The following is a 12,811-nucleotide window of genomic DNA, read 5'->3' on the forward strand; positions in this document are numbered from 1 at the left end:
ATGTCGGCCGCCGAAATTCGGATTTCCCACCCCGCTGATCACGCGATCGACCTTTTGCGCTTCTCCACTGCGGGCAGCGTCGACGATGGCAAAAGCACGCTCATCGGGCGTCTTTTGTACGATTCGAAATCGATCTTCGAAGATCAATATGCCGCCATCGAGCGCACCACCGCCCGCCGCGGTGGCAGCGTGGCCGATCTGGCCCTGCTCACCGACGGCCTCATCGCCGAGCGTGAACAAGGCATCACCATCGACGTGGCGTATCGTTATTTCGCCACACCGCGGCGCAAGTTCATCATCGCCGACACACCGGGGCACGAGCAGTACACGCGCAACATGGTGACCGGAGCCTCCACGGCGAACCTCACGATCATCCTGGTCGATGCACGCAAAGGCGTGTCGGTGCAGAGCCGCCGGCACGCCGCCGTCGCCGCGTTGCTCGGTATTCGGCATATCGTGGTGGCCGTCAACAAGATGGACTTGGTCGGCTATTCGATGGACACGTTCGAGACCATCAAGTCGCAATTTGCGGCCTTCGCCAAGGCGCTGCACCTGCCGGACGTGCACTACGTGCCCATGTCCGCATTGCACGGCGACATGGTCGTCGAGCGCGGGGACAACCTTTGCTGGTACAGCGGCCCAACCCTTCTCGGGCTGCTGGAGAATTTGCCCGTGGACGACGACGTCGACCAGCGCGCCTTCCGCTTTCCGGTGCAGTTCGTGAGCCGGCCGCAGACGCAGGAACACCACGATTTCCGCGGCTACATGGGGCGCATCGAGGCGGGGAGCGTGCGCGTGGGCGACGACATCACCATCCTGCCGTCGGGCCGTACCTCGCGCATCAAAGAGATTGCCACCTACGACGGACCGCTCCAAGAAGCGTTCGCGCCGCAGTCGGTCACCCTCTTGCTCGAGGACGAAATCGATATTTCGCGCGGCGACATGTTCGTCAAGTCGAACGAACATGCGCACGAGGCGCAGGTGACGCGCGAGGTTCGTGCGAATGTCTGCTGGATGGGCGACGCACCGCTCGATCCGCGGCGCAAGTACCTGGTGAAGCACACCACGCGCACGGTCAAGGCGCTGGTCTCGGGCATCGATCATCGCCTGGACGTGAACACCCTGGCGCGCGAGCCCGCCGCGGAGTTGAAGATGAACGACATCGGCCAGGTGCGTTTCAAACTGCAAGGGCCGATTGCCTTCGACACCTACGACGTGAACCGCACCACCGGTGCCTTCATTCTGATCGACGAGGTCACCAACAACACCGTGGGTGCCGGCATGATCCTCGGCCAGTCGGCGCCCATCATGGCATCGCTTTGATCCCCGGCCTCGCGCTGGCGTTCGGCGTGGGGCTGGCCGCGCTGGGCATCCGGCACGCGCTGCCCCCTTCGCCGTACGTCTCCGACGTCCTCGTGGCCATTGCACTGGGTGCGCTGATCCTCAATACGCCGCTCGGGCGGATGTTGCGGCTTCCGCGGCCCAGTGAGCATGCCGAAACGCACGCCTACGCGAAGGGGCTCGGATTCACTGGCAAGTGGGTGCTGCGTGCGGCCATCGTTCTCATGGGCCTCAAGGTGCAGACGAAGTTCCTTGGGGCGGGAGAGGTCGCGCTCATTCTGGGCGTGGCCGCGGCGTCCATTCCGAGCGCGTTCTTCGTGGCGCATGCCATGGGAGCGTGGCTCGGTCTGCGGCGGCCGCTGGTCGATCTGGTCGCGGGCGGCACGATGATCTGCGGCGCGTCCGCCGTTCAAGCCATTGCACCGGTGGCAGGCGGCGAGCGCGACGATCAGGGCATTGCCATTGCCACGGTCTTCGTCTTCAGCGTGACGGCGCTCTTGGCGTTTCGCCCGATTGCACTCTATCTGGACGTTGACCCGAGCTATGCCGGGTTGTGGGCCGGTCTCTCGGTCAACGATCTCTCCAGCGCCATCGCCGTCGGCCAGCAAATGGGCGGCGCCGGTGATGCGGGCGGGGTCATGGCGGCCGCCTCCAAGTCGGCGCGGGTGCTGCTTCTCGCGCCGACGTTGGTGGCCTTTGCGCTCCTGCGCGGACATGCCGCGGGCGGTGCACGCGTCGACCTTCGAAAGCGGGTGGCCGCGCATCTTCCGGGTTTTCTCCTCGGCTACCTCGCGCTCGCGGCGGCGCGGGCGCTGGGCGATCGCGTGCTCGTTGGAAACACGGCGTGGGCGGCGGTGCTCGATGTGAACCGCGTCCTCGTCGACGTGGCGATGGTCTCCGTGTCGGCGTCCATCGGTTTGCACCTCGAGCTGCGCGGTCTGCTGCGCGCGGGCGTCCGAGCCCTCGCCGTGGGTGGCGTCACCTCGGTCTGGATGGCCGGCGTCACCCTGGCGATGATTTGCGCCGGCGCACACGGTTCGACGTACGCGGTGGTTCTCATCGGCGCAAGTGCTTTGGCCCTGAGCTACCTCTCATGGCGCATCGAGAAAGGCCGTGCTCTTCGAAAGAATGGTCTCCGCGTGGGTGGCAATGCTGAAATGGTCGGCGCCGGGCAGCACCGCGAGTTGCGCGTTCGGTAGAAGACGCGACAACTCCTCACCGTAGGGGGCGGTCATGATGTCGTGATCGCCCATCACGATGAGCACGGGCACCGGGATGGTGCGCATCTCCGAATCGGGAAAGCCTTGAAAGTCGAGGCCGAGCCTCTTCACCTTCTCGACGAGGACGGGCCACTTGCTCGGATCCGGCGCCACCTTCGCGTATTCGTCCCGCATCGACGGCGGCAGCGCCTCCGGGGTGAGCTGCTCCATCTGCTCGAGCAACCCCGGCTGCAAGGCGCGGTTATCGTGGTAGGCGGAAAGGGTCACCATCCGGCGGATCACGTTGGGATGGCGAATGCCGAGCCGCAGGGCCACGATGCCGCCGTCGCTGTAGCCGAAGAAATCGGCCTTCGCGATCCCGAGCCGCTCGAGCAAGACGACCACGTCTTCCGCCATGTGGTCGTAGGTCATGGGCCGATCGATGTCGTTCGTGTGCCCGTGCGCTTGCTGCTCGACGGCGATGACCCGCCGCGTTTTCGCCCACGAGGGCAGGAGCGGCCCCACGCACGATGCGATGGTGCAGAGACCGCCGTTGAGCACCACCAGCGGTTCGCCCTGGCCGCTCTCCTCGTAGTACATCTGCATACCGTTCACGGGGGTGTATTTGCCGGCAGGGTTCGAGCTCGGCGGCGAATCGTCCTCGCTCGAGCCACACCCCGCAACGGTTCCCAGCAGCGCCAACGTCAAGGCCAACCACATTCTTTTCATGAGTCGCATGGGGGTGTCTCCTCTTCACCACGCGTCGAATGGCGGGCGCCCCGATCGACAAGCCTTCTCAAAAGAACTCGCGAACGGTGTATGCAACGACGAGCACGCCTGCAACGTAAGCGGCAGCCACCATGTACGTCAGCTTCGTCGCCCGATCCAGGATGGCGTCGCGGAGAAGCTCGTCGCCACGCTGCGCAAGCTCGTCACGCACGAGCGCGAGATCGACGCCGCCGGTGCGCGCGTTGGCCTCGCGAAACTTCGCCAAGGTGAGGCGCTCGACCTGGCGAAGGGCCGCATCGTGGATGCGCGTGGCAAAAAATCCGCCCTTTTCAGCCCGCTGGCCAAGCATCGCTTGGACGGCACTGCGGAGACGGTGCTCGGCGTCGGCCAAAGGCAACCTCTCGAGGCCACGTGCAAGCTGCCCATCTCCGAGCTTGGCAAACACGCTGCGCACGAGGCGCTCGGCCAGACGAAACCGACCCAATCCTTCGACGAGGGCCATGGCGATGGCGCGCTTCGACGCCAACAGCACCGCCAGGACCGCCCCCGCCACGAGGGCGACCAGCACCGGGACCGCCCAGCGAAGCCACGGAGCGTCGGCACCGGCTGCACCGCGAGAGGTGAAAAACGCGGCGCCGGCCATGACCACCGTCAACGCGGCCATGCCGAGCAAGGTCGTCAAGAAAGCACGCAAGGCCCGGCCGACGAGCGGCCCGACGATTTCATAAGCGCTACCGGCGATTGCACCCAATGGAGCCATGGCTGCGAGGGAATCACCGCGCGATGCAGTCCGTCAAGCGGGAGGCGTTACCTGGCAGGTAATGGCCAAAGGCCGGGTGCCGGAGCATCGTCACCGAACCATGTACACCGCCGACCAGGTTCGCACCGAACTGCGCAACGAGCCGCACGATTTTCTCGACATTGGCCATAGCCAAATAGCCCATTGGCGATTTGGTCGAGGTCCAGATCTCCTGTTCGTCCATGGCTGGCCGTTGCACGCGGCCACCTTTCGCGATTTCGTGCCGCCGCTGGCCGAGCGATTCACATGCCATTTGATCGATCTGCCTCACATTGGCCACACCCAATCGAAGCAGGACGCGCCCACCGGATTGAGCGAACACGCGGCGAGCTTGCGCCGGGTGGTCGACGCGCTGGACCTCACGCGCTTTGCGTACGTGGCCCACGACAGCGGTGCCGTGGCCGCACGGATCGCCGCCAAAGACGATCCGCGCGTCGTCGGGCTGGCGCTGGGTGACACGGAAATCCCGGGCCATGTGCCGCCGATCTTGGAGGCGTACCGCATCTCCGCGCAGATGCCCGGAACGAATCACATTCTGCGCCTTCTCATGCGTCTTCGCTCCTTTCGGCATTCCCGGCTCGCCTTCGGCGGGTGCTTCACGCACCGAAGCAGCATCGAAGGCGAATTCTACGACCTTTTCGTGCGCCCATTGATTGACTCGCACGAGGCCACCGCGGGCCAAATGCTGCTGGCGAAATACCTCGACTTCGGGGTCGTCGAAGGACTCGTCCACGTGCACCGGCGCATCCTCGCGCCGACCCTTCTCGTGTGGGGCACCGAAGACCCCTTCTTCCCCATCGACAAAGCCCGCAACATGGTTTCCCAATTCGGGGGCGGCGCCGAATTGCGCGCAATCCAAGGCGCGAGCCTCTACTGCCACGAGGATCGCGCCGCGGAGTTTTTAGCGCATGTCGACCCTTTCCTCACCCGATGCTTCGAGCGGGGCCAAGGTTAAAGTTTACAGAGATACGTCTGCTCCGCCGTGCACTGCGTGCAGTCGTTTCCATCGCAGGCCTCGCAGGACCACTCGCTGGCGTGGGAAATGTCGTACGACACTTTGCCCGTGCAGCGGAAACGCCGGCCCGTCTCGTAGTGAAAACCGCGCACGGTGACCTTGTTGCCATATCGGGCCACGATCGAAATGTGCGCATTGTAATCGCCGCCGGGGTTGAACGGTTGCGAGAGGCTCGCCTGCATGACGCACGTCTTCTGCTCGGTGTGCAGGCATGTCCACGGAGCGCCCTGCTCCCGCGGCGGCGGCTGGCACGTGAACGGATCGACGCTCAAGGTCATCGTGCCGCCGATGTAGCTGCAGGGCTGGTACCATTTCGTGCAGCAGGTATTCTGAAAGTTGCCACCCGCGCACCCCTTCGTCGCCTCGGGCGCCCAGAAGGAGCCTTCCCAGCGCGTCCCGTCGGGGCATAGCGGATCTTCCACCGAGAGCCACTCGTTGCACGTGCCCCGCGCCGCTTTGCACTCCGCCGAGTCCTCGCAAAAACCCGTGTGTGCAATTTCGGGATCGTGCAGACAGTGCTTCGCGTAGCACTCGTTGATGGCATTTTGGCCGTGCGTCGTGCACACCGGGTCCAGATTGTCCGGGCACTCCTGGCAGCTATTGTCGATTTTCCATTGGCACGTTCCATTTTCGCAAACGGCCTTGCCGGGAGCATGGCCGCACATGCCGCCGGCCGAACAGCCCTTGTCTCTCCACGCCGCGAGCAGCGCATCCAGCTCGGGGCGGTCGTTGCCGGGCGAGACGATTTCGCAAAGGTTCACCGAATCCAAATCGGGAATGTAGGCACACGCCGAATCTTCGTTGCAGCTCCGATGCGATGCGACCCACGTCTTCATCGCATCTTCGATCTCGGGACAGGTTTCCGGCAGCGCGTCAGCCTGGCCTTGGGCCACCGCGAGGCCATCCTCGCGCGCGCCCACCGCAGCCGGGGAGTCCACACGGGAGCTGCAGGCGACGGCGCCGAGCGCCACCAACGCGAGCGAAAGAACGGTTGCTCGGGCACTGGAAGGAATCGTCGAAGGGATACGTTCTCGCATGAGAGCACCTCTCATTTCCGATCATGTCGGAGAGCAAAGCCCGCACCGCCGCGAGGATTCACGGTCGGTGCGGGCCCAGCTCGAGGCGCTCATGTCGCGGGTGGCACAGTCCGCGTCAATCGTGCGCGCGACGGCGACGCCGCGCGAAGGCCGCCAACCCGATCAGCGCGAACAGTCCCGTTCCGCCAAAAGACGACACGCCGGGAGAGATCGCGCAACCGCTCTTCGAGCTACCCCCATCTTGTGCACCGGGATCGCCCGTGCCGCCGTCCTTGTCGCCGCCGCCGCCGCCACCACCGCCACCGCCGCCATCCAACGAGGGAGGCTTGGTGCCCGGTGCGGGTTCGCCCTCGATCCACGGCTCGTGCCCAGCTTCGGCGTAGGCACTCAAAATGAGATCTTTGTGGAAGTCCGTCTTCGTGTAAATGGCGCCCGCTTTCGACCCCGAGCAATAGTCCGGCGGATTCTCTCCCGGGCCACCGCCGACGAGCGATACGACCCCGGCCACGCCGCGCAAGCTCGTGATGACAGGACCGCCGCTGTCGCCGACGCATGCGGCCTCGCCGATGATGACGAACTCTCCTTCGGCAAGAGCGGGATGGACGTCACTCCCTTCGGCGGGCCCCGTTTGGTACACGTTGAGGCCCTTTTTCTGCTGGCGCGTCGACGGGACGGTGCCCGCCGCGGTCATGCCCCACCCCACGGCGGTCATGACGTTTCCTGGGAGCGTGGGCATGTCCAGACGGACCGGGAGGATCTTCGCATTGGGGATGTCCTTGTCCAAAAGGAGCAAGGCCAAATCGTGACCGCACTGAAGGGTATTGCCCTCCTCGGTGATCACTTTCTTTCCACGGGCCGCCGCTTTCGCGCGAACGTCCGCATTCGACGGATCGCCAGGCAGCTTCGCCCCCGTGAAGATGTAGAAGATCGACGGATCCTGGCTACCCGAGACGGCGTTCGAGGCGCATGGGTCCGCCCCATCGGTTCTCACCGCAACGCAATGGCGCGCGGTCAGCACCAGGTTTGGTGCCAACAATGTCCCGGTGCACCGTCCGCTCTTTTGCGTCGATGGATTGTAATCGGCGATCAAGACCACCGCGTCTTGCTCGGCCGTCGAATCCGTCCCGTTGATGATCGACGCCGTATTCGAGCGGCTCTCGGCCTCATTTGGACGACCGTCGCTGCCCTCCGAGCAACCGGGTGCAACGCAAGCCAGAAGAAATGGGAGTAGGTAAGATTTGTTCATCGACACGGACATTGGCAGAAATCACGCCAATCGCGTCAAAGGCACCTTTTCGCGCAGAATACCCATGCGCGCCCGTCACGTGTAAACGGTGACTTTACTTCGACCGGTTTGTCGCCGCCGCACGCTCGAGCAAAAGATCGCGCTCGCGGGCATTGCGCGTGAGCGCGGCGGCACGTTCGAACTCGACACGGGCCTCGTCGAGGCGGCCCAATTTTTCGAGGAAGTCGCCCCGCACGCTCGGCAACAGGTGGTAGCGCTCGAGCGACGCTTCTTGCATCAATTCGTCCACGATGACGAGGCCCTCGGCGGGGCCGAAGGCCATGGACACGGCCACGGCGCGATTCAATTCGACGACGGGCGAAGGCGTGACCTGCGCCAACTGCGCATAGAGCCCCGCCATGCGCGCCCAATCCGTTTCCTCCGCCGTCTTCGCACGCGCATGCACCGCCGCAATCGCCGCTTGCAGCGCATAGGCGCCGTTCGCACCGCCCAGCTCCTCGGCCCGCGCGAGCGCCCCGAGGCCGCGGCGAATCAGCATATGATTCCACCGCGCGCGATTCTGATCCAGAAGCCGAATGGGCTCTCCCGATGGCCCGACCCGCGCGCCCAGACGCGACGCTTGAATCTCCATCAGCGACACCAGGCCGTGCACCTCGGGTTGATCCGGCATGAGCCCGACCAGGATACGCCCGAGGCGCAAGGCATCTTCGCAGAGGCCCGGCCGCATCCAATCGTCGCCCGCCGTCGCGGAGTAGCCCTCGTTGAAGATGAGGTAAATCACCGCCAGCACGGACGACACGCGCTCAGCCAGCTCGGGCCCGCGCGGCACCTCGAAGGGCACCTTGGCCTCCGCGAGCGTGCGCTTGGCGCGAACGATCCGTTGCGCCACAGTCGGCTCGGGCACGAGAAATGCGCGTGCGATCTCCTCGGTGGTGAGCCCGCCCAAGAGGCGCAAGGTGAGCGCGACGCGCGCCTCGGTCGACAGCACGGGGTGGCACGACGTGAAGACGAGGCGAAGCAGATCGTCGCCCACGTCGTCGTCGATCGCGGCCTCGATGTCCGGCACCGTGAGCTCGCGCTCGGCCTCGATTTGATGGCCGATCTCCTCGTGCTTGCGTTCGATGCGCTTGTTGCGGCGCAAGGAATCGATCGCACGGTGCTTGGCCGTTCCCATCAACCACGCGCCCGGATTGTCCGGGATGCCCGACGTGGGCCACTGCTCGAGGGCGGCGACGAGCGCATCTTGCGCCAGCTCCTCCGCGAGGCCGACATCGCGCACGATCCGCGCGAGTCCGGCGATGAGCCTGGGTGACTCGATTCTCCAGACCGCGTTGATCGTGCGATGGGTGTCCGACGCTATCACAGCGGGCTAGAATCGCATTTCTAGCCTTCGCGAGAAAGCGTGAACGTCACTTCTTGGCGGCACCGGATTCGAGCTGCGCACGGAGCTTGGCCTCGTTGTCGCGCAACTCGCCGGTGGGATCGACCGGGGCGAAGTCCTCCGCGTCGAACACCTGACGTAGCTCGAGCTCCGCACCTTCGCCGAATGGCGCGCGCTTGATCCAGTCGATGGCCTCGTCGCGCGATTTCACTTGAAAGAGCCAGAAGCCCGCGACCAGCTCCTTCGCCTCGCTGAAGGGACCATCGATGACGGTGGGCTCCTTGGCGCCAAAGCGGATGCGCGCGCCCTTCGCGCTCGGGTGCAGTCCTTCACCTGAAAGCATCACGCCAGCCTTCACCAGCTCTTCATTGTACTTGCCCATGGCGGTGAGCAGTTCCGCGCTCGGCAGAATCCCGGCTTCCGAATCCTTGTTCGCCTTGACGATGACCATGAATCGCATGTTCGTTCTCCTTCGACCCGTGTACGTGTTCCGTGGCGTATTCATTCGGACGTCGAACGTCACGTCGATGGATCGACACCATCGACAGCGCCAGCACACGTTTTTCGTGCGGGTACGCCGAGCTTGCTATAGTCTAAGCGCAAAGCTTCCCGTTCTATGTTCGACATGCTCTGAAGAAAGATGGCCAGCGATCAGGACCTTGCGGAGTGGGGCCCCGTCAAGAACGGAGCGCGTTCAGAGCATCCCGAGATGGTAGGGGGACGCTACGTCCTTCATGCGCCCATCGCCCGCGGTGGCATGGCGACCATCCACCTGGCGCATCTCCTTGGCGCGCAAGGCTTCCAGCGGCTGGTCACGGCGAAGCGGCTGCATCCCCAGTTTGCCGAGAATCCCGACTTCGTCTCGATGTTCCACGACGAAGCGCGCATCGCCTCGCGGATTCATCACCCCAACGTGGTGCCGGTGCTCGACGTGGTGGCCACGCGCGGGGAGCTCGTGCTCGTGCAGGAGTACGTGCACGGCGTTCCGCTGAGTCATCTTTGCAGCAAAGCCTTTCGCAACGAGGGCGGCAACGCCGGAGCGCCCATTCCGCTCAAGGTGGCCGTCGCCATCGTGGCGGGCGTGCTCTCGGGGCTGGAAGCTGCGCATGAAACGAAGGACGGCATGGGCGAGCCGCTGCACATCGTGCATCGCGATGTCTCGCCGCAGAACGTGCTGGTGAGCGCGGACGGAGTCGCACGCTTGCTCGACTTCGGCATCGCGAAGGCGCGCTCCAGCGGGCATATCACCCGTGCGGGGGTCCTCAAGGGCAAGGTCGCCTACATGGCGCCCGAGCAGCTGCGCAGCGAGCCGGCGACGCGCCAAGTGGACATCTATGCGGCGGGCATCCTTCTCTGGGAGCTCTTGGCCCACCGCCATATGCGCACGCCGCGCGATCAGGTGGCCATGCTCGCCGCGGTGCTGGAGGGAGAGACTCCGTCGCTCCGCGATGCCCTCGCCCTCACACCGGCCGCGTGGACCGTGGCGCACGGCAACACGATCGTTGCGCTCGAGCGGGTGCTCGATCGGGCGCTGGCGCGAAAGCCGGAAGCGCGGTTCGAAACCGCCGCGGCAATGGGCCGAGCGCTGCTCGAAGCATGCCCCGCGGCGACGACGTTCGAAGTCGCCGAATGGGTAAAGGCCGTGGCGTCGGAGTACTTGGTGAACCGGCAGCAGCTTCTCTTGTCGGTGGAGAGCAGCGTCCGGGCGCGCTCGGGATCGTACGAAGTGTCGAAGACGGCGATCCAAGAGATGATGGGCTTCCCCTCGTCCAGCCGGGTCGTCGTCGTGGCATCGGAGGCGCCGAATCGGTCCTTCCGCGCGGCACTGCCATGGATGGTGGTGGCGCTGCTCGCGGGGGCGTTGGTCGTGTTCGTGCCTCGTGCGTGGCCGCAGAAGCCAGCACCGGCGGTGGCGCGGGCTCCGGCGGTCGCGCCGGTGGGATCGGCGCCTGCAGCTACACCCGCACCGGAGTCGGTGCCCACGGAAGCGGTAACCGGTGTCGCCTCCGACATCGCAGCGCCCACGCCGGCGGCATCGGCGACGCCCATTCCCATTCCGGCGCGGCGCGGGAAGCGACGGCATGGTGCAGCGGCATCCGGGTTGGCGGATCCTGCGCCCTCGGCATCGCCGACCTCGGCGACATCGACCGGAGCGGAGGCATCATCGGACCCGTGCGATCCTCCGTTTTATTACGAGGGAACGCGAAAGCTCTTCAAGCCGAATTGCCTTTGACGGGGCTCGTTTTTCGCGACGTCGCGAAAGGCGAGAGGCTCCTCCCTCACGAAGGCAATTCCGCGCGCCGGGCAGCGCGGCCGAGCAATGCTTCTCCGGCGGGCCAGACGGCGTCGAACCAGTGGCGAAGGTCCGCGTCCGTCGCAAGCTCGTGCAGGATGCGTTGCGCTTCTTTCCCGCCTTGCAGTTGGTCATCGTCCGTGGCGACCAGGGCATCGGCAAGCGTTTCAACGGGGAGCGGCAGCGGGAGATCCGGAGTGCGCTGACGGGCGAGCTCACGCGCCGAGGAGAGCGCATCGTGACGGAGGGCCTGGAGCAGACGGACACGGAGCTGTGCGGCGCCGAGGAAAGGATAGGCGCCATTTACTTTGGAGATGCTCCCGACGACGGCGGTGGCCTCGTCGTGGCGGCCCACGGCGGCGAGGGCCGTTGCCCGCTCACTCAAGAGCTGCGGCACCAGGAATTGCCGTGCGATGGCATCGTTCATGACTTTGCGGAGCCCCATATCGCATTCTCCGAGCGCACCCGCGAAATCGGCGCGGCGTAAGGCCATTTGCGCGAGACGGAGCCGAGCAGTTGCCGCGAAACCGGGGAGGATGTTCTTCGCCATGCCTCGAAATGCCGTCGCCGCAGCGATTTCGTCACCGTCCGCCCAAAGACGTTCGATGCGGGATAGCTTGCGCGTTTGGCTCCTCCGGTAGCCCAATACGAGCACGACGATAGCTCCACTCATCAGCACCGGCACGCCGAGCCCTTCCAGCGGATGGGAGGACTCCTCGACGGCTTGCGGCGATTCATTCGACGTATTCGATGGCACACCGGCCGGGAGCACGGCCAGTATGAGGAGCATCATGGCAACCAGGAGCCCCCAAAGAAGCCCCCACCGCTTCCACGCTCCTGCAAAGGGGTGCTTTACGGCCAGCTCCGCCGCGGCGGCATGGGCAAGGCCTTCCTCGGTGCGAAGCGCTTCGACGCCCACAGCCTCCGCCGCCGACGCGGTCGGGCCAACCGCGGGTGCAAACGCGTCTGCACCTGGCACGACCGCCGCGATCCAACTCGCCAGCAAAGGTGCGTCGCCTCGGGGGCCTTCACGTCGGGCCGCCTCGCGGTAAATGGAGGTGGTGCGCGCCGCGATCGAGCGCTGCATGGCCCGCACGATGGCACGCTGCCGGGAATCCCCGAAATCGAGGAGGAGCCGTCGCTTTGCGTCGAGGATCGCGCGGGCTTCGTCGAAGCGGCCTTCTCGAAACAGCAGAATCGCCTCGGCCAACACCGCCCGCGCGCGTGTTTCGGTGCTCGCGAGCGGCGCAGCTTGGATGGCCTGGACGTCTTCGCGGACCCGCACGGCATCGTTGCAGCCCGCCGCGGCCACGGCGCGGATGCCTCGAGCGTGAAGCTCTTGAACAATCTCGTTGAGGCGCTCCAACCACGCGTAGCGACCATCGATGGCGCGACCGGCGTGTTCGATGGCCCCATGCGCATCGCCCCGGTAGAGGGCAATGAGCGCGCGCTGGCTCGCCATGACGCGCAATAGGGGCCGGCTCCGTGTCGAGACGCTGTCGAGGATCGACGCCGCCTCGTCCAAGTGCCCACGCGTCACGCGGTCCAACGCGGTGTTCACGAGCTGGACGGCATGGGTCATGCGCAAGATCCACGCCCCATAACCGATGGCCACCACGCCAAAGGCCGCCACGGGCCATGCGCCCGTCTCGCCCGCGACGAGAACTGGAAATAGTCCCACCGCCATGGCGAGCCCGCCCCCGACGAATGCCCCAATTCCCAGACGACGCACCGGGTTCGGCGGCGGTTTCAACACGGTCCCCATGGCGCG

Annotated in this window: 11 protein-coding genes; 4 read left to right on the forward strand and 7 right to left on the reverse strand. The window is 65.5% G+C overall.

The genetic code is table 11. From position 1 onward, the window contains the following. On the forward strand, nt 1-1,323 hold the full coding sequence (gene cysN, locus LVJ94_29130) for a sulfate adenylyltransferase subunit CysN (protein WXB00970.1): 1,323 nt from the start codon (nt 1-3) through the stop codon (nt 1,321-1,323). Next, nucleotides 1,320-2,540, forward strand: coding sequence for a putative sulfate exporter family transporter (locus tag LVJ94_29135; GenBank protein WXB00971.1), 1,221 nt, complete (start codon nt 1,320-1,322; stop codon nt 2,538-2,540). The genes cysN and LVJ94_29135 overlap by 4 nt, the downstream gene beginning before the upstream one ends. On the opposite strand, the gene LVJ94_29140 is transcribed toward LVJ94_29135, so the two are convergent. Together LVJ94_29140 and LVJ94_29145 are read right to left on the reverse strand one after the other, a co-directional pair. Beyond that, a complete protein-coding gene (locus LVJ94_29140) occupies nt 2,433-3,278 on the reverse strand; it encodes an alpha/beta hydrolase (GenBank protein WXB00972.1) in 846 nt (281 codons plus the stop codon). The two genes, LVJ94_29135 and LVJ94_29140, sit on opposite strands and share 108 nt — an antisense overlap. Before the next feature lie 58 nt (nt 3,279-3,336). Beyond that, nucleotides 3,337-4,029, reverse strand: a complete 693-nt coding sequence (locus tag LVJ94_29145) for a hypothetical protein (protein WXB00973.1) — start codon at nt 4,027-4,029, stop codon at nt 3,337-3,339. Nucleotides 4,030-4,129: 100 nt separating this feature from the next. On the opposite strand from LVJ94_29145, the gene LVJ94_29150 reads away from it, so the two are divergent. Further along, on the forward strand, nt 4,130-5,023 hold the full coding sequence (locus LVJ94_29150; GenBank protein ID WXB00974.1) for an alpha/beta hydrolase: 894 nt from the start codon (nt 4,130-4,132) through the stop codon (nt 5,021-5,023). On the opposite strand, the gene LVJ94_29155 is transcribed toward LVJ94_29150, so the two are convergent. From LVJ94_29155 to LVJ94_29170, 4 genes are all read right to left on the reverse strand, one after another. After that, a complete protein-coding gene (locus tag LVJ94_29155) occupies nt 5,020-6,120 on the reverse strand; it encodes a hypothetical protein (protein ID WXB00975.1) in 1,101 nt (366 codons plus the stop codon). The two genes, LVJ94_29150 and LVJ94_29155, sit on opposite strands and share 4 nt — an antisense overlap. A 115-nt stretch (nt 6,121-6,235) precedes the next feature. Continuing rightward, nucleotides 6,236-7,366 carry a S1 family peptidase gene (locus LVJ94_29160; GenBank protein ID WXB00976.1) on the reverse strand — a complete coding sequence of 377 codons (1,131 nt, stop codon included), beginning with the start codon at nt 7,364-7,366 and terminating at the stop codon, nt 6,236-6,238. 94 nt (nt 7,367-7,460) lie between these two features. Beyond that, nucleotides 7,461-8,729, reverse strand: coding sequence for an RNA polymerase sigma factor (locus LVJ94_29165; protein ID WXB00977.1), 1,269 nt, complete (start codon nt 8,727-8,729; stop codon nt 7,461-7,463). Between the two features lie 46 nt (nt 8,730-8,775). Beyond that, nucleotides 8,776-9,207 carry a YciI family protein gene (locus LVJ94_29170; GenBank protein ID WXB00978.1) on the reverse strand — a complete coding sequence of 144 codons (432 nt, stop codon included), beginning with the start codon at nt 9,205-9,207 and terminating at the stop codon, nt 8,776-8,778. A gap of 180 nt (nt 9,208-9,387) precedes the next feature. Between LVJ94_29170 and LVJ94_29175 the strand changes: the two genes are divergently transcribed. After that, nucleotides 9,388-10,980 (forward strand): serine/threonine protein kinase, encoded by a 1,593-nt coding sequence (locus tag LVJ94_29175; protein WXB00979.1) that lies wholly within the window; start codon nt 9,388-9,390, stop codon nt 10,978-10,980. Between the two features lie 46 nt (nt 10,981-11,026). Here the strand turns inward: LVJ94_29175 and LVJ94_29180 are convergent, their stop codons facing one another. Further along, complete coding sequence (locus LVJ94_29180) at nt 11,027-12,805, reverse strand: hypothetical protein (GenBank protein WXB00980.1); 1,779 nt, start codon at nt 12,803-12,805, stop codon at nt 11,027-11,029. Between the last annotated feature and the right edge of the window lie 6 nt (nt 12,806-12,811).

Source organism: Sorangiineae bacterium MSr11367, assembly GCA_037157805.1.
Classification (GTDB): domain Bacteria; phylum Myxococcota_A; class Polyangia; order Polyangiales; family Polyangiaceae; genus Pendulispora; species Pendulispora rubella.

Bases quoted from the DNA above. Each gene is read 5' to 3' on its own strand.
- LVJ94_29145 (WXB00973.1), bottom strand. From the start codon at position 4,029: ATGGCTCCATTGGGTGCAATCGCCGGTAGCGCTTATGAAATCGTCGGG.
- LVJ94_29170 (WXB00978.1), bottom strand. From the start codon at position 9,207: ATGCGATTCATGGTCATCGTCAAGGCGAACAAGGATTCGGAAGCCGGG.
- LVJ94_29175 (WXB00979.1), top strand. From the start codon at position 9,388: ATGGCCAGCGATCAGGACCTTGCGGAGTGGGGCCCCGTCAAGAACGGA.
- LVJ94_29160 (WXB00976.1), bottom strand. From the start codon at position 7,366: ATGAACAAATCTTACCTACTCCCATTTCTTCTGGCTTGCGTTGCACCC.
- LVJ94_29155 (WXB00975.1), bottom strand. From the start codon at position 6,120: ATGCGAGAACGTATCCCTTCGACGATTCCTTCCAGTGCCCGAGCAACC.
- LVJ94_29140 (WXB00972.1), bottom strand. From the start codon at position 3,278: ATGCGACTCATGAAAAGAATGTGGTTGGCCTTGACGTTGGCGCTGCTG.
- LVJ94_29150 (WXB00974.1), top strand. From the start codon at position 4,130: ATGTACACCGCCGACCAGGTTCGCACCGAACTGCGCAACGAGCCGCAC.
- LVJ94_29180 (WXB00980.1), bottom strand. From the start codon at position 12,805: ATGGGGACCGTGTTGAAACCGCCGCCGAACCCGGTGCGTCGTCTGGGA.
- cysN (WXB00970.1), top strand. From the start codon at position 1: ATGTCGGCCGCCGAAATTCGGATTTCCCACCCCGCTGATCACGCGATC.